This is a genomic window from Pseudomonas sp. AC211 (genome assembly GCF_979258055.1).
Map to the genome: position 1 here is coordinate 2,285,517 of NZ_OZ409830.1, position 25,522 is coordinate 2,311,038.

Consider the following 25,522-nt stretch of genomic DNA (forward strand, 5'->3'; position numbering starts at 1 on the left):
CACCGACGGCACAGTTCGCCGCAGTCGGCCGTGACCGACACCACCACCGGCGTCGTTCTCCTCGCGCCGGATCATAATTTCAATGGAGTGGTAGCCATGAACATCATTGGCCTTGACGCCCTGATCTTTGGTGTCGATGACATCCAAGCCTGTACCGATTGCCTGCGTGACTACGGCCTGCACCCTGTGGGCGTTGACGCCAACGGCGGGCGCTTTGAGGCATTGGACGGCACCGCTGTCGTCATTCGCCGCGCCGACGACCCAACCCTGCCAGCCGCTATCGGCCCGGCTCCCTCGATTCGCGAAACCATTTATGGCGTCGCCAGCGCCGCTGACCTCGATGCCATCGAAGACGAACTGGGTCGCGACCGCCTGGTAACCCGCGACGAGCAGGGCGTGCTGCACAGTGTCGACGACCTCGGTTTCGCCATCGGCTTCCAGCTCACCGTACGCAAAACCTTCACCGCACCGGCAGATCTCAGCAACGCTCCCGGCCATGAGCCGCAGCGCCCGCTGAACCAGCCGGGCATCACCCTCGACATGGCCGCTGTGCCGCGCACTTTGTCGCACGTGGTGTATTTCGTGCCAGACGCGGCCAAAGGCGAGGCGTTCTATGCCAACCGCCTGGGCTTTAAAACCACTGACACTTTTGTCGGCGCCGGCCCGTTTATGCGCCCGGCAGGCTCGGACGATCACCACTGCCTGTTCATGATCCAGACCCCGCCACACATGAAAGGCTGCGAGCACTTCACCTTCCACATGGGCAGCGGCACCGAAGTGCTGTTGGCCGGTCGGCGTTTTGAGCAAAAGGGCTGGACCAGTTTCTGGGGCCCGGGCCGTCACCTGTTTGGCTCCAACTGGTTCTGGTACTTCAACAGCCCGCTGGGCTGCCACATCGAGTACGACGCCGACATGGACAAACACGACGACGCCTGGGAAGCCCGCGTTGCGCCCCTGACCGCCGATAACTCGCAGCTGTTCCTGTTCACCTCGAAAGAGAAATGGGCGCCGGGTGGTCCGCCACCGAAGCAGGGTTAAGCGGTGGCCGCAGGTGAAATTGCCCTGTGCCGCAGCGAGGACATTGCCGAAGGCCAAGCCCGGGGTTTCGACCCTGAGCAACGCGGCAAAGACAGCCTCTTTGTGCTGCGCCACAACGGTGAAATTCGCATGTACCGCAACAGCTGCCCGCACTTGGACGTACGCCTGGAATACCGCAAGGACCGATTCATGTCGGCCGATGGCCAACTGATCATGTGCTACGCCCACGGCGCGCAGTTTCTTCCGGCGACGGGGGAGTGTGTGTACGGGCCGTGTTTGGGGGAGCGGTTGCAGGCGGTGAATTGGCGGGAAGAGGAAGGGTGGTTGGTGGTGCAAGCGCCATGAATTTTGTTCCTCGCCGCTGCTAGCAGGCGACACACAATTCCAGTCCCCTCGCCCCTTTGGGGAGAGGGTTAGGGTGAGGGGAGCGGTGTTGGATGGGGCGTTTGATTGTGCGCGCAGTGGCCCTCACCCCCGGCCCCTCTCCCGCGTGCGGGAGAGGGGTGCAAAGCCGTTGAGTTTGTTTTGGGAGAGGGGTGAACAGCCGTTGAATTTGTTCGGGACGTATCTCCCCACGCGATACATCCCATCCCTATAAGCGATTAGTCATCTTCCTGCTTTGCCGGGAAAGTGGCCCACAACGAAGCGGCGCGTGCGCCGTTCGGCGAACAAAAATAAGAAGTGAGACATGCCATGAATGCAGTCAACGCGGTTAAAAAAGTCTTGGTGGTGGGCGGTGGTATTGGTGGGTTGTGCGCCGCCATCGCACTACGGCGTAAGGGCATTGCGGTTGACCTGATCGAGCTGAAAGCCGAATGGACCGTGTACGGCGTCGGCATCATTCAGCAAAGCAACGTAGTGCGCGAGATGGCCAAGCTGGGCGTACTCGACGGTTACCTCGACGCCGCCTACGCCTTCGAAGACGTCGCCATTTATGGCCCAGCCGGGCAACTGCTCGCACGCATTCCAGGCCAGCGTCTCGCTGGGCCGGAGTATCCCGCCAACGTCGGCATCTCACGCCTGGCGTTGCACAAGGTGCTGAGCGAAACCGCGATGGAGCTGGGCGCTGCCGTGCGCTTGGGCCTGAGCGTTGAAACCCTTACCGAGCACGCCGACAGCGTCAACGTGCTGTTCACCGACGGCAGCAGCGGCGACTACGACCTGGTGGTCGGCGCCGATGGCCTCTACTCGAAAGTGCGCAGTCTGCTGTTTGGCGACACCTACACGCCCCGTTTCACCGGGCAGTCGGTGTGGCGCTACAACTTTCCCCGCGCTGAGCAAATCGATCACCTGGCCAACTTCCAGAGCGCCGACGGCAATGCCGGCTTGGTGCCGCTGGCAGGCGATCTGATGTACCTGTTTCTCACCTCGCACGAACCCAACAACCCCTGGATGGACACCGCCACCCTCGCCGAAAAAATGCGCGAGCGGATGCAAGGTTTTACCGGGTTGGTGGGTGAACTGCGCGAGCAAATCACCGACAGCAGCCAGGTCGTTTACAAGCCCATGGAAGTGGTGTTCGTCGACGAGCCTTGGTACCGCGGCCGCGTGCTGATTATTGGCGACGCCGCCCACGCCACCACGCCGCACCTGGGGCAGGGTGCCGGCATGGCGATTGAAGATGCGGTGGTGCTTGGTGAGGAACTCACCGCCGGCGGCAGCGTGGAGGAGCAGTTGCAGCGCTTCATGAAGCGCCGCTTCGAACGCTGCAAATACATCAGCGAGAAGTCGGTGCTGGCCGGCGACAAAGAAATGCAGCACGACCGCGAGTTCGACCGCATCGGCCTGGTCAAGCAAATGCTCGCGCTGACGGCCGAGCCCATCTGATTTCACCCCGCGAATGCCCGTCGGGCGTTCGCGGCATGTACCAACAGCAGCAGTTACCACACCAAAACAAAAACAAGAGGTTAACGCGATGGTTAGGTCCTCGACTGCGGTGCTCGCGCGCCGCTCGGTCTGCATGTCTGCGCCCTTTACACCGAGTTTGCTTACCCGAAGTCTCGCTGCCGCCCTGGTGCTGTGCAGCGGTGCGGCCCATGCCTTTCAAGTGGATACCGGCAGCAGCGATTTCAGTCTGCGCTGGGACAACACCGCCAAGTACAGTGCCGCCTGGCGCACTCAAGACCCGAGCCACAAGCTCAGCGAGAGCACGGTTGCCCGCAACCAGGACGATGGCGATCGCAATTTTGAAAAAGGCTTGATCTCCAACCGCCTGGACATCCTCTCCGAACTGGATATGTCGTATCAAAACGTCGGCGCTCGCCTGAGCGGCGCGGCGTGGTACGACACGGAGTACCAGGGCAGCAACGACAACGACAATCCGGCCCGCAGCAACCAGCGCTCGGTGGCGTATGACGAATTCACCGACGACACCCGCCACTTGCACGGCGGCGATGGCGAATTGCTGGATGCCTTCGTGTACTGGAACGGCGACCTGGCCGACCGCTCGCTGTCACTGCGCGCGGGGCGTCACGGCCTGATCTGGGGCGAAAGCCTGTTCTTCGGTGCCAACGGCATTGCCGGCGGCATGGCGCCGGTTGATGTGGTGAAAGCGCAGTCGGTGCCTAACACCCAATTCAAAGAAATCACCCGGCCGGTCAATCAGCTCTCTGGTACTTACCAACTCACTGATGACGTGTCGGTTGGCGCTTTCTACCAGTTGCAATGGGAAGAAACCCGGCTGCCGGCGTCCGGTAGCTATTTCTCCACCAGCGACATCATCGGTGAAGGCAACGAGCGCCTCGTGGTCGGGGCGCCATTCCCGGCATTTCTCGGCGGCAACCCAGACAGCCCGGCGGCGTTTTATCACGGCAAAGACAAAGACGCGAAAGACTCGGGGCAGGGCGGCTTGCAGCTGAAATACAGCGCCGAAACCGTCGACTACGGCCTGTACGCGATTCAGTACCACGACAAAACGCCCAAGCTCTATCTCAAGCCCGGCACCGGTGCGCCGGACTTCGCCAGCGGCAAGATTGGCGAGTTCTACTGGGTGTACCCGGAAGACATTCGTGCGCTGGGCGCCAGCTTCTCGACCACCGTGGACGAGTACAGCTTTGCCGGCGAAGCCTCGCTGCGCTGGAACATGCCGCTGGTGTCCAACGGCGTCACGATTCTGCCGGGCGTGGAAGCCGACAACGATGACGACGCCCAGTACGCCGTTGGCCGCACCGCCCATATCAACCTCAACGTGCTGGCCTCGTTCGGCCCGAACTTCGTTGCGCGTGAGTCGAGCTTTGTCGGTGAGATCGCCTGGAATCGCCTGCTCAGCGTCACTAAAAACCGCGCCGCGCTCGACCCGGATGCCACCGACGACGGCCTGGGTTTCAAGGTGGTGTACACGCCGACTTACCGCCAGTTGTTCTCCGGCGTGGATATCTCGATTCCCGTCGGCTTGAGCTACTTCCCGCTGGGCAAGTCGGCGGTGGTCAGCTCGTTCGGCCCCAACCGTGGCGGCGACATGAACATCGGCATCACCGCCACCTACCTGGACCGTGTGACCGCCGGGCTCACGTACACCCATTTCTACGGCGCCGACGACACCAACCTCGACGCCCAGAGCCAGTTCAACTTCAAGCAATCGTTGAAAGACCGGGATTACCTGGCCTTCTCCGTCAAGACCACGTTCTAACAGGACCTGCCCATGACATCGCTGAAAAAGACACCAGCCTTCACGCTCAAAGCCCTGTGTTTTGCCGTGCTCGGCACCCTGGCCCTGAACAGCCAGCCGCTACTCGCCGCCTCCGCCGAAGACGCGGCCAAGCTCGGCACCACCCTGACGCCGTTCGGGGCTGAACGCGCCGGCAACGCTGACGGCAGCATTCCGGCTTGGGATGGCGGCTACACCAAAGTGGACCCGGCTTATAAGCCCGGCGGCAAGCGTTCCGATCCCTTTGCAGCAGACAAACCGCTGTTCAGCATCACCTCGAAAACCTGGCGCAGTACGCCGGTCAGCTCACCGATGGCACCAAGGAGATGTTCAAGCGTTTCCCTGAAACCTATCGCATCGACGTGTACCCAACCCGTCGCTCGGCTGCCGCGCCGCAGTGGGTATACGACAACACCCTGAAGAACGCCACCCGCGCCAAGCTGGTGGAAAGCAGCGCCGGGCCGGTGCCCGAAGGCGCGTTTGGCGGCATTCCGTTTCCGGTTCCGCAAAACGGTGCCGAAGCGATGTGGAACCACATCCTCAACTGGCGCGGCACCTCCATTGCCATGCACTTTCGTCACTACCTGATGACCGCTGACGGCAACCAGGTGCTGACGACCGACGGCACGGCCATTCAGGAAATGCCCTACTACTACCAGGACGGTTCGCCGGAAACCTTCGCCGGTGACTACTGGCTGTTCCGCTTGCTCAACGTCGGCCCGCCCATTCGTGCCGGCGAGCAGATCATGGGCCGTACCAATATCAACGGCGACAAATCCCAAGCCCACGTTTACCTGAGCGGCCAGCGCCGAGTGCGCAAGCTGCCCAATGCCTGCTGCGACACGCCAACGCCGGCCACCGCCGGGGTGATGTCGTTTGACGAACTCAGCGTGTTCCAGGGCCGCATGGACCGTTTCAACTGGAAGCTGGTGGGCAAGCAGGAGATGTACATCCCGTACAACACCAACAAGGTGCAGGCCGCCGCCAAGCCTGAAGACCTGTTCCTGGCCCATCACCTAAACCCCGACTACGTGCGCTGGGAAAAGCATCGCGTATGGGTCGTGGAAGCCGAACTGGCTCCGGGCAAACGCCACCAGTTGCCGAAGGGCCGTTACTACCTCGACGAAGACACCTGGCAAGCCATGCTGGGCGACCGCTGGGATGCCAATGGCCAACTGGCGAAAACCTTGTGGTCGCTGCCGGCCGTGCTGCCTGACCTGCCTGCCCAGGCGCAATTGTCGTCCGGCTTCTACGACCTGACGTCCGGCGCCTGGTTTGTCCAGAACCTCTACACCGGTCTGGCCGAGCAATACGGCATCGTCGATCGCTACAAAGCATCCGAGTTCTCGCCAGCGGCCATGGCTGGCGCGGGCGTGCGGTAACAACGCGTGGTTTTGCGGTGGATCGCCTGCGGTCCACCGGCTTTTTTCGAATTGAAGGGGCAGGGCATGAACAGAATCTGTCAGGTGGGGCGCGTGTGCATGGCGGCGCTGTTGCCGCTAGCCGCTGCGTTCAGCCACGCCGATGGCGTAGCAGTCGGTAGCGCCTTGGCCACGCCAGCTATGCACGTGGCGGCAGAACAGAAAGCCGTGGTCATTGACCTGGCGCGCGCCGGCGACCGGCTGGTGGCGGTGGGCGAGCGCGGTTTGGTGCTGCTGTCCGACGACAACGGTCAACAGTGGCGCCAAGCCTCGGTGCCGGTGTCGGTCAGCCTCAGTGCGGTGCAGTTTGTCGATGGCCAACACGGTTGGGCCGTTGGCCATGCCGGCGTGGTGCTCGCCACGGCAGACGGTGGCGAACACTGGACGAAGCAACTGGACGGCGTGCGCGCAGCGCAACTGGAACTGGACGCGGCCAACGCCGAGCTGGCCCAGGCCGCGGATGCCGGCGATGCCGAAGCGCGCGTGCAAAGCGCCGAGCGGCTGGTTGCAGATGGCCCGGACAAACCGTTTCTGGCCCTGCACTTTGTCGATGCCAAACGCGGCCTGATCGTCGGCGCGTACGGCCTGGTACTGGAAACCCTCGACGGTGGCGCCACCTGGCGTTCACGCGTGGGCCACATCGACAACCCCACCGGCATGCACCTGTACGCCATCGGCCGTCAGGGCAGTCAGTGGTTCCTCGCTGGCGAGCAGGGTTTTCTGGCCCGGTCCAGCGATGACGGCGCTTCGTTTCAGCAGCTGGAAAGTCCCTATGCCGGCACGTTCTTCACCCTGCAAACCCGCGCCGACGGGGCGCTGCTGGTGGGCGGCCTGAAGGGCAACGCCTTTATCAGCACCGATGCCGGCGACAGCTTCCAGCCACTGCCCGTGCCCATGCCGGTGTCCTTCAGCGACGCCACCGCCCTGGCCGACGGCCAGGTGCTGCTGGCCAATCAGGCCGGCGGGCTGTTTCGCACCGTTGGCAACGGCGCGGCCTTGGTGCCGTTTACCAAGCCCTTGGGCAAACCCGTTTCCAGCGTCATCCAGGCAGCCGATGGCAGCGTGGTGGTGGCTGGTTTCACTGGCTTGTTGCGCGTACCGCAACCGGCCCTCGCTGTATCGGAGTGAGGTTATGAAGTCTCCTAACGCTTCCTTGCCAGGCGTGTCTGGCGAACTGGCGGATTTCAATCCGCGTTCCGGCTCGGTGCTGGAGCGCGCGCTGTTCAACCATCGCCTGTGGGTGTTGCTGGTGTGTCTGCTGACCACCGTGTTTCTGGGCTGGCAATCCACCCGCGTCGAGCTGAACGCCAGCTTTGAAAAGATGATTCCCACCCACCATCCGTACATCGCCAACTACCTCGACCACCAGAAAGAACTGACCGGCCTGGGTAACTCGCTGCGCATTGCCGTGGTGAATAAGCAGGGCGACATCTACAACGCCGAGTACCTGAAAACGCTGCAGGCGCTGAGCGACAAGATTTATCTGCTGCCGGGCGTGGACCGCGCCTTTATGAAGTCGCTGTGGACACCGGCCACACGCTGGGTGGCGGTGACCGAAGACGGCCTGGACGGCGGCCCGGTGATTCCCGATGACTACGATGGCAGCGCCGACAGCCTTAACGCGCTGCGGCGCAACGTGCAGCTGTCGAACGAGATCGGCCAGCTGGTTGGTTTCGAGCAAAGCTCGAGCATCATTTACGTGCCATTGCTGGCGAACGGCGCCGATGGCAAGCCGCTGAACTATGCCGTGCTCTCCGAACAACTGGAGGCGCTGCGCACACAGTTCCAGAGCGACAGTATCGAAATTCGCATTACCGGTTTCGCCAAAAAAGTCGGCGATCTGATCGCCGGCCTCAAGCAGATTCTGCTGTTCTTTGCCGTGGCCATTTTCATCACCACGGTGGTGCTGTTCTGGTACACCCGCTGTGTGCGCAGCACGCTGTTGGTGGTGGCCTGTTCGCTGGTGGCGGTGGTCTGGCAAATGGGCCTGCTGCCATTGCTCGGCTATCAGTTGGATCCGTATTCGGTACTGGTGCCGTTTCTGGTGTTTGCCATTGGCATGAGCCATGGCGCGCAGAAAATGAACGGCATCATGCAAGACATCGGGCGCGGCATGCACCGCGTGGTAGCCGCGCGGTTTACCTTCCGCCGCCTGTTCCTCGCCGGGCTCACCGCGCTGCTTTGCGACGCGGTGGGTTTTGCCGTGCTGATGATCATCGACATCCAGGTGATTCAGGACCTCGCCGTAATCGCCAGCATTGGCGTGGCGGTGCTGATTTTCACCAACCTGATCTTGCTGCCGGTGCTGCTTTCCTATGTCGGCGTCAGTCCAAGCGGCGGCGCAGCTCAGCCTGAAAAGCGAACAAGCGGAAAACGCCGGCCAGCGCCGTCATGGCTTCTGGCGGTTTCTCGATTTGTTCACGCAAAAGCGCTGGGCCAGCCTGTGCATCGCCATCAGCTTGGCACTTGCGGCGCTGGGTTTCATGGTCAGCCTGCACTTGCAGATTGGCGACCTCGATGCCGGCGCGCCGGAGCTGCGCGCCGACTCCCGCTATAACCAGGACGACGCCTACCTGACCCGCCATTACGGCGCCAGCAGCGACCTGTTTGCGGTGATGGTGAAAACCCCGCCGGGCGCCTGCGCGCGTTACGACATTCTGGCCAAGGTCGATGCCCTGGACTGGCAATTGCGCGCCTTGCCGGGCGTGGATTCCACCAACTCCCTGGCGCTGCTCAACCGCCGCATGCTGGTGGGTCTGAGCGAAGGCAGCCCGAAATGGTACGAGCTGCAAAACAACCAGGCGATGCTCAACATGATCACCGCCAGCGCCCCACGCGGGTTGTACAACGAAGACTGCAGTTTGCTCACGCTGTATGCCTACCTCACCGACCACAAGGCCGAAACCCTCACGCGGCTGGTGGAACATGTTGAACAATTCGCCGCCGCCAATAACACCGCCGACGCGCAATTTTTGCTGGCAGCCGGCAACGCCGGTATCGAGGCAGCGACCAATATCGTGGTCCGCCAAGCCAACCGCGAAATGCTGTTCTGGGTGTATGGCGCGGTCATCGTGTTGTGCTTGATCACCTTCCGCTCCTGGCGCGCCACGGTGTGCGCGGTGATTCCGCTGATGCTCACCTCGGTGCTATGCGAAGCGCTGATGGTGGGGCTGAACATTGGCGTGAAGGTCGCCACCTTGCCGGTAATCGCCCTGGGCGTGGGCATTGGCGTGGACTACGCGCTGTATGTGATGAGCATTCTGCTCGGCCATTTGCGCCAGGGCGCGAGCCTGTCCGAGGCGTATTACCGGGCGCTGGTGTCCACCGGCAAAGTGGTGATGCTCACCGGCGTGACCCTGGCGATCGGCGTCGGCACCTGGATGATTTCGCCCATCAAATTCCAGGCCGACATGGGCGTGCTGCTGGCCTTCATGTTTGTCTGGAACATGGTTGGCGCGCTGATTCTGCTGCCGGCCTTGGCGTACTTCCTGTTGCCGCAAAAACAACCCTCAAGCCGTGCCGATGCCGCAGTGGCAAGTTCCGCGCAAGAGCCGCCGAAACCGGTGGCGAACCGTTCTGCGCGCGCCGCCATTCATTGACTCAACAGCCCTCAGAACAACAAGAAGAGTGAATTGCCATGCGTCCTGAGCTTGAAAAAATCGAGGCTAAAGCCTCTCCCACAGGTGATCAGCGGTCAGTGTGGGAGCGGCTTCAGCTGCGATTCCTGCGCACCCCGACAATCGCAGGAGCCCGCTATGTCCACTAACCGTCAAGCCGGCTTGCCGCAATCGCTGTTGCTGCTGTTGGGCAGTTGCCTGCCCGTACTCGGTGCGGTGCTGTTGGCACCCGTACTGCCGCGTATGCAGGAACATTTCGCCAGCACACCCGGCGCCACCGTTCTAGTGCCCATCGCCTTGACCTTGCCCGCGTTGGTGATCGCCCTGGTGGCACCATTCGCCGGTTTGCTGGCCGACAAGGTCGGGCGCAAGCCGCTGCTGCTGGTTGCCATGTTGCTGTACAGCGTGTGCGGTCTGTTGCCGTTATGGCTGGATTCGTTGCACGCCATTGTTGCCAGCCGCGCCGGTATCGGCCTGGCGGAAGCGGCGATCATGACCGGCTGTACCACGCTGATGGGCGACTACTACAACGGCGCCCGCCGCGAGCGTTTGTTCGCCATGCAGATGGTTGCGACCTCGCTTTCCGCTGCGGTGTTCATGGCCGTTGGCGGCCTGCTGGGCGAGAACGGCTGGCGCACGCCGTTTGCCTTGTATGCGGTGGGCCTGCTGTTTCTGCCACTGATGGCGAGCTTGTTGTGGGAACCCAAGGGCGACGCCGAACACGCCGGCCCGGTCGAGCACACTGGCCCGTTTCCGCTGCGCCGCCTGGCGCCGCTGTATGTGCTTACGGTGTTGGCCGGCGTCAGCCTGTTTGTGGTGCCGGTGCAGGCCGGTTACCTGCTGAGCTTGCTGCACGTGGATGCGCCGCAGCAGATCGGCATGACCATGGGCGCCAACCAGCTCGGTGTGCTGGCCGGGGCTATCGGCTTTCGCATGCTCAGCGGCCTGGCACCGCACAAACAGATGCTGCTGGCGTTTTTTCTGGCCGGCATCGGCGGGCTGATGATGGCCGTGGCAGGCAACCATGCACTGGTGGTGATCGCCGTGCTGGTCAACGGCCTGGGCATCGGTCTGATGCTGCCCACGCTGATCACCTGGATCATGAGCCAGGTCGATTTCCCCAACGCGGCCGCGCTGCGGGTGGTTTTACCGCAGCCATCTTTGCCGGCGAATTTGTCAGCCCGCTGGTGGTGCTGGCGATCACCCACGGTGAAAACACGCTGCTGCCCACGGCGCTGGGCATCGTCGCCGCCTTGCAATTGTTGATCGCACTGGCCTGTTTGGGCTTGCCGAAAAACGCCAACCGGGCCGCCGTGATCGGCACCCCGTTGTAAGCGCACGAGGACTCTTCATGTCAGCACTTCCCAGCTTCAAACGTGTGGTCACCGGCCACAACGCCCAGGGCCGCGCGGTGGTCGCCAGCAGCGGCGCCACGCCGAACGTGTTCCCGTTGGCTGCCGTGCCCGGCACGGTGTTTTACGAAATCTGGAACAGCACCTGCAGCCCGGCCGTGCTGGATAACGCTGACGACCCGACCGCCAAGCCCTTGCAACTGAGCCCCGAAGCGTCGGGCAGCGTGATTCGCGTGGTGGATATTCCGCCAGACAGCGTGCAGAACCCGATCAGCGCAGAAGACGCCGCCGCTGCGTTCGCCGAAATCGGCCAGGCCCATGCCGGCACCGGCACGGCCGACTCCAAACACAAGCTGATGCACCGCACCGAAACCCTGGACTACGGCATCGTCACCGAAGGCGAGGTGTGGCTGGTTCTGGACGACGAAGAAGTGCGCTTGGCCCGAGGTGATGTGGTGGTGCAACGCGGCACCAACCACGCCTGGAGCAACCGCACCGAACACATGGCACGCATGGTGTTCGTGCTGCTGGACGGGCGCTTTGCGCCGCCATTGAAGGAGAACGCGCAATGAAACTGGCCACCCTGAAAAACGGTGCACGGGATGGGCAACTGGTAGTGGTGTCCCGCGACAACGCCTGGGCGCTGCAAGCCGACTCCGTCGCTAAAACCTTGCAGCAGGCCCTGGAAAACTGGGCCAGCGCCGAGCCGCGCTTGCGCCTGCTGGCCGATGAACTGAACGCCGGGCGAGCCGTGGGCGCCTTTGCCTTCGACGCCGAACACGCCATGGCGCCGTTGCCGCGCGCCTACCAATGGTGCGACGGCTCGGCCTTCATGAGCCACGGCGCGCTGATGCAAAAAGCCTTCAACCTGGCGCCCATTGAAGGCGCGGACCTTACGCCGCTGATGTACCAGGGCGCAGGTGATGATTTTATCGGCGGCCGCGACGACGTCCCGCTGCCCAGCGAAAGCCAGGGCATCGATTTCGAAGGCGAGTTCGGTGTGCTGGTCGACGAAGTGCCCATGGGCTGCAGCGCCGAAGACGCTCTGGCGCACATCAAGCTGATCGTGCAAATCAACGACGTCAGCCTGCGCGCCCTGGCCCCACGGGAAATGACCACCGGCTTTGGCTTTCTTCAGGCCAAGCCGTCTTCCAGTTTTGCGCCGTTGGCGATCACGCCCGATGAACTGGGCGAAGCCTGGCGGGCAGGGCGCGTGAATTTGCCGTTGCAGGTGCAGTGGAACGGCGAGTGGTTCGGCCATCCCCATGGCAGCGAAATGAATTTCCACTTCGGCCAGCTGATCGCCCATGCGGCGCTAACTCGGCGCTTGCGTGCCGGCACGGTGATCGGTTCGGGCACGGTCTCCAACAGCGATCGCAGCGTTGGCTCAGCCTGCATTGCCGAACGCCGGGCGATTGAAATGATTGCCCACGGCGCGCCGCAGACCGGCTTTATGCGCTTCGGCGACCGGGTGCACATGGAGGTGCTGGGCGCAGACGGTCAGTCGCTGTTTGGCGGTATCGATCAGCGCGTCGTTCAGGCCCAGGGCTAAGGAGTCGCCGATGCGTGTGCTCATTACCGGCGCCAATGGCTTCGTCGGCCGTGAACTGCTGCGCTGCCTGCTGGCGCGCGGCACGGTGTGCGGCAAGCCGATCACCACGTTGTTGGCGCTGGATAAAAACCTCGACGGTTTACCCGACGACCCGCGCGTGCGTCGCCACGACGGCAGCGTTACCGATGCCGCGCTGCTGCGCCGCGTGCTGGCCGATGGTGTGGACGTGGTCTTTCACCTGGTGAGCATTGCCGGTGGGCTGGCCGAGGAGCAGTACGAGCTGGGTTACCAAGTAAACCTGCTCGCCAGCCTTGAGCTGCTCAACCAACTGCGTAACCGAGCGCGGCCGCCGGTGCTGGTGTACGCCAGCAGCGTGGCGGTGTACGGCGGTAATCTGCCGGCGCGCATGAATGAACAGGCGCCGCTCAAACCCGAGCTGTCGTACGCCACCCACAAAGCCATGCTGGAAGCCATGGTGCTCGACCTGGCCCGGCGCGGCGAAGTGGATGGCCGCGCCGTGCGCCTGCCCGGCATCGTCGCAAGGCAGCGTGAACCCAACGGCTTGCGCTCGGCATTCATGAGCGACCTGATGCGCGCGTTCGCCGAGGGCGAAGCCTATTGCTGCCCGGTATCGCCGCAGGCCACCTGCTGGTGGATGTCTGCACGCCATTGCGTCACCAACCTGATTCACGCCGCCGAACTGCCGCCACGGCAAGTCGTTGACCAGCGGGTATGGCAGCTGCCGGTGCTGCAGTTGTCCATCGCCCAGGTGGTCGATGCCCTGGCCGCCGTCTACGGCGAAGCGCGCCGCGCCCTGATTACCTACGCGCCCGTGCCGGCACTCGAAAGCCTGTTCGGCCAACTGCCGCCGCTGAAAACACCGCTGGCCCGCGCGGCCGGTTTCAGCCATGACGGCAGCGTGGCCGCGCTGGTCCGCAATTCCCTTAATCCACCCGCACTTCGTGGAGCGCCTGCCCATGTTTAAACCCAGCCGACGTCTGGTCGACCTGTCCGTCACCCTCGACAACAACCCCTACACCGACCCGCCACCCTTGCTGCCGAAAATCGATTACATGGACCACCAGCAAGGCTGGCCGGAAATGGCTGCCATGTTTCCGGGCCTTGAGCTTGAGCAGATGCCCGGCAATGAGTCGTGGGCGGCCGAGCGTTTACAGATCACCACCCACAGCGGCACCCACATGGACGCGCCGTGGCATTACGCATCGACCACCGACGGTGGCAAGCCGGCGTTTGGCATCGATGAGCTGCCGCTGGACTGGTGCCTGCAACCCGGCGTGAAGCTGGATTTTCGCCATCTGCCCGATGGCCATGTGGTAACGGCCAACGAAGTGGAAGCCGAGCTGGCGCGCATCGGCCATGCCTTGCAGCCGCTGGACATCGTGTTGATAAACACCCGCGCCGGCACCTTGTTCGGCCAACCGGGTTACCTGGAAGCCGGCATCGGCATGGGCCGGGAAGCGACGATGTATCTGCTCGAACGCGGAGTGCGCGTGGTGGGCACCGATGCCTGGAGCTGGGACGCACCGTTCAAATACACCCGCGAGCGCTTTGCCGAGAGCGGCGACGCCTCGATTATTTGGGAAGGGCACAAGGCCGGGCGCGACATCGGTTACGGCCAGATGGAAAAACTCGCCAACCTGGAAACCCTGCCAGCCCACGGCTTTGTGGTGTCGTGCTTCCCCTACAAAATCAAACACGCGTCGGCGGGGTTCGTTCGCGCTGTGGCCATTTTCAACGACTAAAACAAGAGAGAGCTGTATGCCGTTTTCGCCTGCCGTTTCTGCCGGATTGTTCAGTGCCGCGCTGCTGCTGTGCAGCTCGGCGTTTGCCGCCACGCCACCCAACATTTTGCTGATTGTCGCCGATGACCTGGGCTACTCGGACCTGGGCAGCTATGGCGGCGAAATCAATACGCCAAGCCTGGATCAATTGGCGAAAAACGGTGTGCAGATGACCAGCATGTACGCCGCGCCGACCTGCTCGATCACCCGGTCGATGCTGATGTCCGGCACCGACAATCACCTGGTCGGGCTCGGCACCATGGCCGAAGCCATGCAGCCGTTTCAGCGCGGCAAACCGGGCTACGAGGGCTACCTGAACGGGCGCGCTTACTCGATTGCCGAACTGCTCGCAGCGGGTGGTTACCGGACCGCCATGGTGGGCAAATGGCATCTGGGCCTGGACGCCGATCAGGGCCCGGACAAGCGCGGGTTCCAGCAGTCGTTCAGCCTGCTGGAAGGGGGCGCACCGCACTTCAAGCCCGCCAGCGAGCAGCCGGCGAAAATCGAGCAGGTGCACTACCGCGAGAACGGCCAGCCAGTCGAGCTGCCGGAGAATTTCTATTCCACCGATTTCTACACCGACAAATTGCTCAGCTACCTGAAAGCGAACAAGGCAGACGGTAAACCGTTTTTCGCCTACGCCGCTTACACGGCGCCGCACTGGCCCTTGCAGGCGCCAAAGGAGTATCTGGACAAATACAAAGGCCGTTTCGATCAAGGTTACGACAGCGTCCGCGCCAGCCGGATCGAGCGCATGAAGGCACTCGGCATTTTGTCACCCGAAGCCGTCGCAGCCAGGCCGCTTCCGGTTAACCCGAAGCTGCCTGGCTGGGACCAGCTCACGCCTGAGCAGAAACGCAGCGAAGCGCGAAAGATGGAGATCTACGCGGCCATGGTCGACAACCTCGACCATAACATTGGCCGGCTGGTGAGCTACCTGCGCGAGAGCGGGCAGTACGACAACACGCTGATTGTGTTTATGTCTGACAACGGTGCCGCTGGCGAAAACCACACCCAGTTCTACCCGGCCGGCGCGCACACCGACAACGCTTACGCCAACCTCGGCCAGCGCGGTTCACAAATCGACTATGGCCTGCGCTGGGCAGAAGTCAGCGCCGCGCCGTTTCACCTGTTCAAAGGCACCACCGCAGAAGGCGGCATCAGCGTGCCGGCCATCATCAATCTGCCCAAAAGCCTTCATCGCCAAGGCATAGAGCGCGGCATCGCGCGGGTCGACGACCTGGCGCCGACGTTTCTCGCTGTCGCCGGACTGCCCGTCCCCAACGACGCCAACAAACAGCCAATCACGGGCAAGTCGATGGTGCCGCTGTTAACCGGGCAGGGCAGTGCCCATGAAAACCCGGCGCTGGCCGGCGAGCTGTTCGGCAACGCCTATTACCGCGAAGGCAACCTGAAGCTGCTGGGCATGCGCCCGCAAACCGGCTTTGGCGAAGCACCGCAGCCACCGCAATGGCAATTGTTCGACCTGAGCAAAGACCGTGGCGAAACCACCGACCTGGCGTCATCCCAGCCGGAAACCGTGCAGCGACTCAAAGCCGCGTGGATGGAATACGCCAAGCAGGTGGGCGTGGTTTTTCCGCCGCGTCCATAGCCTTTCCTGATACCGAACAGGCGGCTGCACCGGCCGCCAGGAGCTGAACCTTGGGCATTATTCGAACGATTGGTTGCGCCGTACTGGCCTTGCTTTCGATTACTCAAACCTGCCGTGCCGAAACCGGCGTGGAGCCGTCCGCCGCGACGCGCAAGCTGCTCGACAGCGCCGTGGACTACTACCGCACCCAGGGCGACGCCGCGCTTGCCGCCTTTAGCCGCCAGGGCGAATTCATTGACGGTGAGCGCTACGTGTTCGTCGTCGACACCCACGGCACCATGCTCGCCAGCGGCGGGCCGTCGGCAGTGCTGATCGGCCGTAACGTCAACAAGGTGCTACCGCCCGAACTGCGCACAGCGTTTGCCGAGGCACTGAACACCAAAGAAGAAGAGGGCGTGCAAAACGCCGAATACCCGTGGAGGAACTGGGCAGACGGCCGGGTAGAGCGCAAACGCGTGTTCTTCCGCCGCGTGGGCGAACGCATTATTGCCGTCGGCCATTACCTGCCACGGGCCACACCCGAACAAGCCGCGCAACTGCTAAGCAAAAGCGCCCAGGCCATCGAGCGAAATCCGGCGGCGAGCTTCAAAGCCATCAACGAACTCTCCGCCGACTTTCGCGAAGATGACCTCTACGTCTTCGTCATCGACCTCACCACCCGCCGATACGTCGCCCACGGCTACAACCTGCGCCTGCTCGGGGTGGACTTCGCCACCATCCACGACCCGCAAGGCAAACCCGTCGGCGCACCGATACTGGCGCTGATGGCAAAGCAGGAGCAGGGCGGCTACGACTATCGCTGGAAAAACCCAGTGACCGGCAAGGTGGAAGACAAACACGCGTTGCTGCGCAAGGCGGGCAATTACGTGGTGGCGGTGGGGTATTACCGCAATCCGAAATAGGCGTTAGCGCGGCAGCCCCGGATGTACCGGTGCGCCATTGAGGGTGTCCAGCAGCCGGTTGAAGGCCTCGATGCTGAGCGGGGGGTAGTAGAAATAACCCTGAACCTCGTCGATCCCCTCGGCCTGCACCAGTTGCAGCTGCGCCGCCGTTTCCACACCTTCGGCCGTGGTTTGCAGCGACAAGGCGCGGCACAGCCCGGCAATGGACGACAACAGCGCGCGGCCACGCGGCGACTGTTCCAGGTCGGAGATAAAGCTGCGGTCTATTTTCACCCGGTCCAGGGGTAGTTCTTTCAGGTAACTGAGGGAGGAATAGCCGGTGCCGAAATCATCCAGGGCGATGCGAAAGCCGGCGTCGCGCAGCGCTTGCAAGCGTTGACGGGCGAACGCCGAGTCTTCCAGCAGGATGGACTCGGTAACCTCCAGTTCCAGCGCCTCGGGCGGCGCATCACAGTGCGCCATGCTGTCGGTGAGTACCGGCAGCAATTGTTCATCACGCAACTGGCGCGCCGACAGGTTGATCGCCAGCGATAACGACCAGCCGCGCGCCTGCCAGTCGTTGAGTAACACCGCGGCCTCGCGAACCAGCCAATGGCCGATGGGCACGATCAAGCCAAGTTCTTCTGCCAGTGGAATAAACGTGTCGGGCGCTACGCGTCCGTACTCGGTGGTGTCCCAGCGCAGCAAGGCCTCGGCGCCGACAATGCGCTGGTCGCTCATGCGAATTTTTGGTTGCAGCGCCAGGCTCAGTTCGTTTTGCGCTTGTGCCCGGCGAAGCAGGTTGGCGAGTTTGATGCGATGCACCAGTTGCTCGTTCAGCTCCGGGCGGTACAAGGCGTATCGATTGCGGCCTTCGCGCTTGGCGACATACATGGCGGCGTCGGCATGGCGCAGCAGATCGCCGGCTTCCTCGCCGTGCTCCGGCGCCAAGGCGATGCCGATGCTCGGGGTGGCAGTGAGAATATGGCCGGCCAGGTCCATGGGTTCGTTGAGCACGCGAATCAGCTTGTCGGCAACCACCAGCACTTCGGTGTGACTGCGCAATTCCAGCAGTACCACGAACTCGTCGCCGCCCCAGCGCGCCACCAGATCGCCCTGGCGCAGCGCCTGCTGAAGTCGCTTGGCCACTTGTTGCAGCAGGCTGTCGCCGATGTCATGGCCGAAGGCGTCGTTCACCTGTTTGAAGTCGTCCAGATCGACAAACAGCAGCGCCAGGTAACAGCCGCTGCGCTGATGCTGCAAGGCGCGCTGCAAATGCTCCTGAAACTGCAGGCGGTTGGGCAGCTGCGTGAGCACGTCGAGGCGAGCCAGGTGCTGCAGATGATCCGCCGCACGGCGGCGCTCGCTGATGTCGCGCAGCGACAACACCAGATGACCGGCGTGCTGATCGCGGCCTCGCACCAGTGTGCTGGTCAGCTCCACGGGCATGCGCAGGCCGCTGTGGCGCACGCAGGTGAGTTCGCCTTGCCAGTGATCGGCGCTGCTCAGCGCCGGCCATGGGCTGTTGTCGTCGGCATCGAGTAGTAGCGTGTCGAACTGCAGGTCGGGCAGTTGCGCGGCGCTGATGCCTATCAGTTCGAGAAACGCGGCGTTCGCTTGCAGCACGCGCCGGTCTGCCGTCAGCACCGCATTGGCGTCGCGGTTATTGGCAAACGCCGCGGCCAGCAGGCGCAGATGCTCTTCGGCTTCGCGCTGGCGGGTGATGTCTTTGCAGGTGCCGGTGATGCGTTGTGCCAGGCCATCGCTGCCGCGCTCGATGGCACGTCCCTGCGTGCGTAACCAAAGCCAGGCTTCGGCCGGCGTATTGCGCACTCTGAATTCCAGATCGTAGTAATCGCAGGTGCCGCACAGGTGCTCGTTCCAAGCCAGCAGCGCGGGGCCTTGGTCGTCGGGGTGCAAGCGCTGCACCCAGTCGGCCCAGGGCAGCGTTTCACTCAGGGTTTCGTCGGGATTGTTGGAGAAATAATGCAGGCGCATCTGATTGTCCTGCGCCTGCCATTCCCAGATCAGCTCGCCGCTTCCCCACAGCGCCAACTGCAGGCGGCGCTGAGCTTCCGACGCACTGAGCGCGCGCTTGAGCTCGACCGTGCTGAGGTACAACTCGCGGGATTTTTCAGTGAGCAATTGCTCGGCGGTCTTGCGCGCCTGACGCTCGCGATCCAGGCGACGCTGCCAGAGTTCTTCGTTCACTGGCGGGTCATGTCGAAGCGAGTGGCGCTGCTGCCGGCCGCGCTGGGCAAGTCCTGGCGGCGCACGCGGATGGCTTCGCCGTAGTGGTAAATGCAGCCACGAATCAGACCTTCGGCCAAGTCAGCCAGCCCGCGGCTGGACCGGTAGATAAGCACCAGATGCTGCGGCGTGTGCTCGGCGGTTTCGAACGACGGTAATTGCGCATGCGGGTAGAGCTTGTGCACCTCTTGATGCACATGGCCATCCACGCTGGCGAGCAGGCTGAACGCGTCATGGCAGTGCGCGAGCATCTGCGGGTAGGTTTCAACGAAGCGCTCGAACAGGAACTCGCCGTAGACCTTGATCAGCATCGACACACTGCTGCCGGTCAACCTCGCCAGCGTGGCGACCAGCGCCTGCATTTCTTCATGGGAGTAATAGCCGACAGCCGTATAGGCACCGTCGTTGGGCAGGGAAGTTTCGTTCAGCATCTGGTCCGCCAGCGCGGGCGAATAGCGCTGCTCGACCATTTCCAGGAACTCGGTGAATACCATACCCAGCATCATCGATTCCTTCGACTGATCGGCTGTAGTGGGTATAGATGGCGCGGAGCGGGGCGGCAAGTTTTGTAGCGCGCGGGACGCGACGGCAGGTGACGCGCCGCCTGCGCCTGCCGTGTATCTGGGGTCGGCGCTGCTTTTCCGCTATGCCACGCCTTGATCGCACGTGCCACCGAAACACAATTCTCGATTGACATACGTCAATATCTGCTCAAGTATATCGTTTAAGTGATATTCATCAATCGCACAGCGATACGGAGCATAAATTGTACGATCCACTTGTCCATGCTCATCCTGGCGTTGGCGCGCCGCATACACCCTCTTATTGGGTGGACACGGCCGGTGCCGCGCCGCAGGACGACGGCCCGCTGAGCGGTGCTGTAGACGTTGACGTGGCGATTATTGGCGCCGGCTATACCGGCCTCAGCTGCGCCTTGCACCTAGCACGCCAGCATGGCGTTCGTGCACTGGTGCTCGAAGCCAATCAGGTGGCCTGGGGTTGCAGCGGCCGCAACGGCAGTTTCGCCCGTATCTCCGGTGGGCGAGTGGCACTGTCGGAGCTGATTCAACGTTACGGCGCGACCACGGCAAAAGCCTATTTCGATGAGATGTCTGAGGGATTGAACACCGTGCGCGGCCTGATTCGCGACGGCCAGATCAGCTGCGACGCGCAGCCCGATGGCGTGTTCAAGGTGGCCAGCCATGCCAAGCATGTCGAAGCGCTGAAGCGTGAAGTGGGGTTGTACAACGACGTGCTGAAATACGGCGCCAAACTGGTCAGTGCGGCCGACGTTCAACGCGTGCACACCGGCGCCGAGTCGTTTGGTGCGCTGTATATGCCCGACGGCTTTTCCATGCAGCCGCTGAAGCTGGCGTGGGGGCTGCACCGCATGGCGCGCCAAGCTGGCGCCACGGTGCATGTGGGCTCGCCCGTGGTGGGCTGGACCAGCGCCAACGGCGTGCACCGTCTGCAGACACCCGGCGGCGTAGTGACGGCGCGCAAGGTGGTGGTGGCCACCAATGGCTACACCTCGCCGACCCTAAACCCGGCAACTGCCGGGCGCGTTTTGCCGGTGCACTCGCAAATCATCGTGACCCGGCCGCTGACCGCCGCCGAGAAAAGCCACAGCCTGCCGGGCAGCGAATGCATGTTCGACACGCGAAATCTGCTCTCTTACTACCGCCGCCTGCCGGACGACCGCATTCTGTTCGGCGGACGCAGCGCCATCACCGGCAAAGACGCCGAGAACCCCCAGCACCGGCAGAATCTGCACGATGCGCTGTGCCGCAAGTTCCCGGTGCTGGCCGGCATTGAGGTGGATTACAACTGGGGCGGTTGGGTGGCCGTCAGCGAAAACTCGCTGCCTTTTATTTGCCGTGTGCCAGGGACCGACACTGTGTTTTCCGCCGGTGGCTACGCGGGCAGCGGCGTGTCGTTCTCGGTGCAGGCCGGCAAGCGTCTGGCGCAAATGGTCAGCGGCGAACAGCACCCGACCCGGGTCGATTTTCTGCACCAAATTCCAAAGCGTTTCCCCTTTCAGCCGTTCCTGCGCGTCGGGCAGCGGTTGGCATACGCGTGGTACCGATTCAAAGACGCGCAATAAGCGCAGCAGCACGCGAAGGGTGCTTGCCACCCCGCGACTACAACAAGAGTGATGTGGGCACTGTCGCCCAGGGCGTTCGATTCAACTGTCTAATTACAACAAGCTCAGGAGTTGAAAATGCGATCAATCAATACACGTATGGCGGGCTTGGCTGCGGCCATTTCCCTGTGTTCCATGGCCCAGGTGCAGGCTGCTGGAACCGTCACATTTGCAGGCTGGGGCGGCGCGCTGCAAGACGCTGAGCGCACGGCTTATTTGAAGCCGGCAGAGAAGGCGCTGGGCATCACCATCAAAGAAGACAACATGGACGGCCTGGCCGCTGTGCGTGCGCAGGTGATGTCCGGCAAGCCGAAGTGGGACGTTGTCGAATTGGCCTCCAACGACTGTGTCATGGCGCAGGAACAAGGGCTGACCGAGCCGCTGGATTATTCGGTAATCAGCACCGACGGCGTTGCCGAGAATTTCTACGGTAAGAATTGGATCGCCAGTAACGCCTATTCCACGGTGCTGGCCTGGGCCAATGACGCCGGGCCGAATACACCGAAAACCTGGAAAGCGTTTTTCGACCCCGAAGTAAAAGCGTCGCGCTCGATGTACCGCCAGCCGTACACCACGCTGGAACTGGCGCTGATCGCCGATGGCGTGTCGCCCAAAGCGCTGTATCCGCTGGATGTTGATCGCGCTTTCAAAGTGCTCGAGCGCATCAAACCGCAGGTGGTCAACTGGTGGCGCAGCGGCACCGATTCGGCGCAACTGCTGCGCAGCCGTGAAGTGGATGCGCTGTCGATCTGGGCCTCGCGGGTTGAAGACCTGAAAAAATCCGGCGACGACGTCGACTTCACCTACCAGCACGCGCTGGTGGATTACGACTGCGTCGTGGTGCCCAAAGGCGCGCCGAACAAAGAACTGGCGATGAAGCTGGTGGCCGAAATCATGAAGCCCCACAGCCAGGCGACGCTGGTGACGTTGATCCCCAATCCGCCAATCAATACCAAGGCGTACGACACCGGCATCATTCCGGCGGATATGGCAGCGACCTTGCCAACTGCACCGGCCAACCTCGACAAGGTGGTGTTCTTCGATCCGGTCTGGTGGCAAGCCAACCAAGCTGAAGTGCAGCGTCGTTTCGACCTGTTTATCCAAAACTAAAAGGGCGCTGGCATGAAACGCATACACAAAACCATGATGCACACGGCCATCGTTGCGGCCTTGGCAGTGGGCGCAAGTTTTTCGGCCGTGGCCGACAGCCTGACGTTCTCCGGCTGGGGCGGCGCCTTGCAAGACGCTGAGCGCAAAGCCTATCTGGAGCCGGCAGCCAAAGCCCTGGGCGTGACCATCAAGGAAGACAACATGGACGGCCTGGCGGCCGTGCGTGCCCAGGTTATGTCGGGCAAACCGAAGTGGGATGTGGTGGAACTGGGCAGCACCGAATGCGCCCAGGCCCAGCAGGAAGGCCTGGCCGAGCCGCTGGATTACTCGGTGATCAATGCCAAGGATGTCGACAAGAGCGTGGTCTCCAGCCACTGGATTGCCAGCCACGCTTACGCCACCGTGGTGGCTTGGGCCGATGACACCGGCGCGCCGGTGGCGAAGAACTGGCAGCAGTTTTTCGACCCGAACGTGAAGGGCGCCCGTGCCTTGTATCGCCAGCCATGGCTGACCATGGAAGCGGCGCTGCTGGGTGATGGTGTGGCGCCCAAAGACCTGTATCCGCTGGACGTGGAACGGGCGATCAAGGTGCTGGAGCGCATCAAGCCGCAGGTGGTGAACTGGTGGAGCGCCGGTGCCGATTCGGCGCAACTGCTGCGCAGCCGTGAAGTGGATTTCCTGGCGATCTGGAATGGTCGCGTCAGCGATGTGAAAGCCAGCGGCGAACCGGTGGACTACAGCTTCGACGGCGCTTTGTTGAGCCATGACTGCCTGATCGTGCCCAAGGGCGCGGCTAACAAGGAATTGGCGATGAAACTCATCGCCCAGATCATGCTGCCGCAAAGCCAGGCCAAACTGGCGACGTTGATTCCGTACTCGCCAGTGAACGCCAAGGCGTATGAGCTGCCGATCATCACCGAAGAGCTGGCGGCGCGCCTGCCCACTTCACCGCAGAACATCGACAAAGTGGTCGCCGTTTCGCCTGAGTGGTGGGTGAAAAACCAGGAGGCGGTGCGTCAACGGTTCGCCCTGTTTGTGGCCAGGTAAGCTGTGCGTTGATCTGTTGAACGGGGTGGGGCGCCCAGGCGCCTCCTCTACGAAAAAGGGCGCAAGACGTCCACTGTGCCGAGTGTGAGCATGTCCCAAGAACATAAACTTTCGATGTCCATCGACATCGAGAACCTGACCAAGACCTACGACAGCTTTGCTGCGTTGGATGATGTTTCGCTGAATATCAAAAGCGGCGAATTCCTGTCTTTGCTCGGTTCCTCCGGTTCCGGCAAAACCACGCTGCTGATGGCACTGGCCGGGTTTGTGCGCCCGGATGCCGGCAGCATTCGCTTTGCTGGCCGCGAGATGGTGTTCGAGCCGCCGCACAAGCGCGACGTGGGCATGATGTTTCAGAGCTACGCGCTGTTCCCGCATATGAACGTGTTCCAGAACGTGGCCTATCCGCTGAAGCTGCGCGGTTTCAAGCGCGCTGACATTCGCAAGCGCGTGGAAGCGGCGCTGGCGACCGTTGAGCTGGATCACTTGATCGAACGCGGCATTACCGAAATGTCGGGCGGGCAGCGCCAGCGTATCGCCCTGGCCCGCGCCATTGTCTTTGAACCGAAAATTCTGTTGATGGACGAACCGCTTTCGGCCCTCGACAAACGTCTGCGCGAAACCATGCAACTGGAGTTGCGCCGGTTGCATGAACGCCTGGGCATGACGGTGGTTTACGTCACCCACGACCAGCGCGAAGCGCTGACCATGTCCGACCGCATTGCTGTGATGAGCCAGGGCCGCATTCGCCAGATCGATACGCCGGTGAACCTGTACGAGCGTCCGGCCAACCGCTTTATCGCCGAGTTCGTCGGCGAATCGTCCTGCCTGCCGATCACCCTGCAAGACGGCCAGCCGCTGTTTCAGGGCCGCCCGGTGCGCGGTGCCGGCGTGGCCGCCAGCGTGAAGAATCCGAGCCTGGTGGTGCGCCCCGAGAAGCTGCAATTCGTCACGGCCGATGCCAGCGACTACAACCTGCTGCATGGCCGCGTGACCGATGTGATTTTCCAGGGCGAAAGCCAGTTGGTGCAGATCGACCTGGGCGAGGGCATGGCCGTGGCCATTCGCCGGCCTACCCGCAGCTCGGAAAGCAACCGTTTGCCTGAGCGTGGCGAAGCCGTGGTGCTCGGCCTGCACCTGCAAGACACGCTGGTGGTGGGAGACGACCAATGAGCGCCGGCGCCAACGCGCTGAACGCGCGCGAACTGCGCGGCGCCGGCCGGCGTGAGCGCTGGTTTCTGTTCGGCACCGGGCTGCCCGCACTGCTGCTGGTGTTGCTGACGTTTGTGCTGCCGATTGGCTGGCTGTTCTGGCTGTCACTGTTCGACGCCGAAGGCCAGTTGACCATCGAAAACTACACGCGCTTGCTGGAGCCGATTTACGTTCTGACCTTTGTGCAGACCTTCAAGATCAGCATCATCGTCACGCTGGTTTGCGTGCTGATCGGGTACCCCTACGCCTATTTCATGATCAAAGGCTCGCGCTGGCTGGCCAATTTGGCCATGGCGCTGCTGCTGGTGTCGCTATGGACGTCGCTGCTGGTGCGCACCTATGCCTGGCTGATCATTCTGCAGCGCCGTGGCATCGCCAACGATCTGTTGATGAGCCTGGGCCTGACCGATGCGCCGCTGTCGCTGGTGCATAACCTCACCGGCACGGTGATCGGCATGGTGCACATCATGTTGCCGTTCATGATTCTGCCGCTGTTTGCGGCGATGAAAAGCATCGACCCGATTTACAACCAGGCAGCCGCCACCTTTGGCGCGTCGCCGTCGCGGGCCTTTCGTGATGTGTTTCTGCCGCTGTCACTGCCGGGCCTGGCGGCCGGCGCCACGCTGGTGTTCGTGATTACCCTGGGCTTCTACGTGACGCCGGCGCTGTTGGGCGGAGGCAAGGTGCAGATGATCTCGATGCGCATCGAAAGCGACGTGTCGATGTATGCCAACTGGGGCGCCGCCTCTTCGCTGGGCGTGGTGCTGCTGGTGGCCACCTTGCTTATGTTGTTTATCGTCAAGAAGAGCGTCGGCCTCAGCCGGCGCAGCGAGTAAATC

General features: G+C 62.5%; 18 protein-coding genes and 3 pseudogenes. 19 read left to right on the top strand and 2 right to left on the bottom strand.

Translation table 11 applies throughout. From position 1 onward, the window contains the following. Positions 1-96: 96 nt before the first annotated feature. The 14 genes and pseudogenes from ACZZZP_RS10855 (at position 97) to ACZZZP_RS10920 (ending at position 16,942) form a co-directional block, all read left to right on the top strand. On the top strand, positions 97-1,038 hold the full coding sequence (locus tag ACZZZP_RS10855) for a VOC family protein (RefSeq protein ID WP_463382709.1): 942 nt from the start codon (positions 97-99) through the stop codon (positions 1,036-1,038). Positions 1,039-1,041: 3 nt separating this feature from the next. Further along, the gene (locus tag ACZZZP_RS10860; protein ID WP_463382710.1) at positions 1,042-1,383 is read left to right on the top strand and encodes a Rieske (2Fe-2S) protein; all 342 of its coding nucleotides are present in this window, start codon (positions 1,042-1,044) and stop codon (positions 1,381-1,383) included. Positions 1,384-1,731: 348 nt separating this feature from the next. After that, positions 1,732-2,865, top strand: coding sequence for an FAD-dependent oxidoreductase (locus ACZZZP_RS10865; RefSeq protein ID WP_463382711.1), 1,134 nt, complete (start codon positions 1,732-1,734; stop codon positions 2,863-2,865). 133 nt (positions 2,866-2,998) lie between these two features. After that, on the top strand, positions 2,999-4,666 hold the full coding sequence (locus tag ACZZZP_RS10870; RefSeq protein WP_463382712.1) for a DUF1302 domain-containing protein: 1,668 nt from the start codon (positions 2,999-3,001) through the stop codon (positions 4,664-4,666). 12 nt (positions 4,667-4,678) lie between these two features. Then, a pseudogene (locus ACZZZP_RS10875) lies at positions 4,679-6,066 on the top strand (DUF1329 domain-containing protein). 66 nt (positions 6,067-6,132) lie between these two features. Continuing rightward, positions 6,133-7,233 (top strand): WD40/YVTN/BNR-like repeat-containing protein, encoded by a 1,101-nt coding sequence (locus ACZZZP_RS10880; protein ID WP_463382714.1) that lies wholly within the window; start codon positions 6,133-6,135, stop codon positions 7,231-7,233. Positions 7,234-7,237: 4 nt separating this feature from the next. Then, positions 7,238-9,704: pseudogene (locus ACZZZP_RS10885) on the top strand (efflux RND transporter permease subunit). Positions 9,705-9,860: 156 nt separating this feature from the next. Then, positions 9,861-11,056: pseudogene (locus ACZZZP_RS10890) on the top strand (MFS transporter). Between the two features lie 17 nt (positions 11,057-11,073). Then, a complete protein-coding gene (locus ACZZZP_RS10895) occupies positions 11,074-11,646 on the top strand; it encodes a cupin domain-containing protein (RefSeq protein ID WP_463382716.1) in 573 nt (190 codons plus the stop codon). After that, complete coding sequence (locus ACZZZP_RS10900; RefSeq protein ID WP_463382717.1) at positions 11,643-12,626, top strand: fumarylacetoacetate hydrolase family protein; 984 nt, start codon at positions 11,643-11,645, stop codon at positions 12,624-12,626. Before ACZZZP_RS10895 ends, ACZZZP_RS10900 begins: the two co-directional genes overlap by 4 nt. Before the next feature lie 10 nt (positions 12,627-12,636). After that, positions 12,637-13,611, top strand: a complete 975-nt coding sequence (locus ACZZZP_RS10905; protein WP_463382718.1) for an NAD-dependent epimerase/dehydratase family protein — start codon at positions 12,637-12,639, stop codon at positions 13,609-13,611. After that, the gene (locus ACZZZP_RS10910) at positions 13,604-14,389 is read left to right on the top strand and encodes a cyclase family protein (protein WP_463382719.1); all 786 of its coding nucleotides are present in this window, start codon (positions 13,604-13,606) and stop codon (positions 14,387-14,389) included. Before ACZZZP_RS10905 ends, ACZZZP_RS10910 begins: the two co-directional genes overlap by 8 nt. Positions 14,390-14,405: 16 nt before the next feature. After that, positions 14,406-16,040 (top strand): arylsulfatase, encoded by a 1,635-nt coding sequence (locus ACZZZP_RS10915; protein ID WP_463382720.1) that lies wholly within the window; start codon positions 14,406-14,408, stop codon positions 16,038-16,040. A 56-nt stretch (positions 16,041-16,096) separates the two neighbouring features. After that, entirely contained in the window at positions 16,097-16,942 is an 846-nt protein-coding gene (locus ACZZZP_RS10920; RefSeq protein ID WP_463384694.1) for a cache domain-containing protein, read from the top strand. Positions 16,943-16,945: 3 nt separating this feature from the next. Here the strand turns inward: ACZZZP_RS10920 and ACZZZP_RS10925 are convergent, their stop codons facing one another. Continuing rightward, positions 16,946-19,132, bottom strand: coding sequence for a putative bifunctional diguanylate cyclase/phosphodiesterase (locus tag ACZZZP_RS10925; RefSeq protein ID WP_463382721.1), 2,187 nt, complete (start codon positions 19,130-19,132; stop codon positions 16,946-16,948). Then, the gene (locus ACZZZP_RS10930) at positions 19,129-19,674 is read right to left on the bottom strand and encodes a heme NO-binding domain-containing protein (protein WP_463382722.1); all 546 of its coding nucleotides are present in this window, start codon (positions 19,672-19,674) and stop codon (positions 19,129-19,131) included. Before ACZZZP_RS10930 ends, ACZZZP_RS10925 begins: the two co-directional genes overlap by 4 nt. A gap of 263 nt (positions 19,675-19,937) precedes the next feature. Here ACZZZP_RS10930 and ACZZZP_RS10935 point away from each other — a divergent pair, with 263 nt between their 5' ends. From ACZZZP_RS10935 to ACZZZP_RS10955, 5 genes are all read left to right on the top strand, one after another. After that, positions 19,938-21,275: an NAD(P)/FAD-dependent oxidoreductase gene (locus tag ACZZZP_RS10935; RefSeq protein ID WP_463382723.1), complete on the top strand. Its 1,338-nt coding sequence runs from the start codon at positions 19,938-19,940 to the stop codon at positions 21,273-21,275. 117 nt (positions 21,276-21,392) lie between these two features. Further along, on the top strand, positions 21,393-22,424 hold the full coding sequence (locus tag ACZZZP_RS10940) for an ABC transporter substrate-binding protein (protein WP_122496270.1): 1,032 nt from the start codon (positions 21,393-21,395) through the stop codon (positions 22,422-22,424). A 12-nt stretch (positions 22,425-22,436) separates the two neighbouring features. Further along, positions 22,437-23,471 (top strand): ABC transporter substrate-binding protein, encoded by a 1,035-nt coding sequence (locus ACZZZP_RS10945; protein ID WP_463536515.1) that lies wholly within the window; start codon positions 22,437-22,439, stop codon positions 23,469-23,471. A 90-nt stretch (positions 23,472-23,561) separates the two neighbouring features. Next, a complete protein-coding gene (locus ACZZZP_RS10950; protein WP_463382724.1) occupies positions 23,562-24,644 on the top strand; it encodes an ABC transporter ATP-binding protein in 1,083 nt (360 codons plus the stop codon). Then, the gene (locus ACZZZP_RS10955; RefSeq protein WP_122496266.1) at positions 24,641-25,519 is read left to right on the top strand and encodes an ABC transporter permease; all 879 of its coding nucleotides are present in this window, start codon (positions 24,641-24,643) and stop codon (positions 25,517-25,519) included. Before ACZZZP_RS10950 ends, ACZZZP_RS10955 begins: the two co-directional genes overlap by 4 nt. Positions 25,520-25,522 lie beyond the last annotated feature (3 nt).

Excerpts from the sequence above, each read along its gene's own strand:
- ACZZZP_RS10900 (WP_463382717.1), top strand. The coding sequence starts at position 11,643 with ATGAAACTGGCCACCCTGAAAAACGGTGCACGGGATGGGCAACTGGTA.
- ACZZZP_RS10855 (WP_463382709.1), top strand. The coding sequence starts at position 97 with ATGAACATCATTGGCCTTGACGCCCTGATCTTTGGTGTCGATGACATC.
- ACZZZP_RS10895 (WP_463382716.1), top strand. The coding sequence starts at position 11,074 with ATGTCAGCACTTCCCAGCTTCAAACGTGTGGTCACCGGCCACAACGCC.
- ACZZZP_RS10915 (WP_463382720.1), top strand. The coding sequence starts at position 14,406 with ATGCCGTTTTCGCCTGCCGTTTCTGCCGGATTGTTCAGTGCCGCGCTG.
- ACZZZP_RS10905 (WP_463382718.1), top strand. The coding sequence starts at position 12,637 with ATGCGTGTGCTCATTACCGGCGCCAATGGCTTCGTCGGCCGTGAACTG.
- ACZZZP_RS10870 (WP_463382712.1), top strand. The coding sequence starts at position 2,999 with ATGTCTGCGCCCTTTACACCGAGTTTGCTTACCCGAAGTCTCGCTGCC.
- ACZZZP_RS10950 (WP_463382724.1), top strand. The coding sequence starts at position 23,562 with ATGTCCCAAGAACATAAACTTTCGATGTCCATCGACATCGAGAACCTG.
- ACZZZP_RS10945 (WP_463536515.1), top strand. The coding sequence starts at position 22,437 with ATGAAACGCATACACAAAACCATGATGCACACGGCCATCGTTGCGGCC.
- ACZZZP_RS10910 (WP_463382719.1), top strand. The coding sequence starts at position 13,604 with ATGTTTAAACCCAGCCGACGTCTGGTCGACCTGTCCGTCACCCTCGAC.
- ACZZZP_RS10880 (WP_463382714.1), top strand. The coding sequence starts at position 6,133 with ATGAACAGAATCTGTCAGGTGGGGCGCGTGTGCATGGCGGCGCTGTTG.
- ACZZZP_RS10865 (WP_463382711.1), top strand. The coding sequence starts at position 1,732 with ATGAATGCAGTCAACGCGGTTAAAAAAGTCTTGGTGGTGGGCGGTGGT.
- ACZZZP_RS10930 (WP_463382722.1), bottom strand. The coding sequence starts at position 19,674 with ATGCTGGGTATGGTATTCACCGAGTTCCTGGAAATGGTCGAGCAGCGC.
- ACZZZP_RS10940 (WP_122496270.1), top strand. The coding sequence starts at position 21,393 with ATGCGATCAATCAATACACGTATGGCGGGCTTGGCTGCGGCCATTTCC.
- ACZZZP_RS10955 (WP_122496266.1), top strand. The coding sequence starts at position 24,641 with ATGAGCGCCGGCGCCAACGCGCTGAACGCGCGCGAACTGCGCGGCGCC.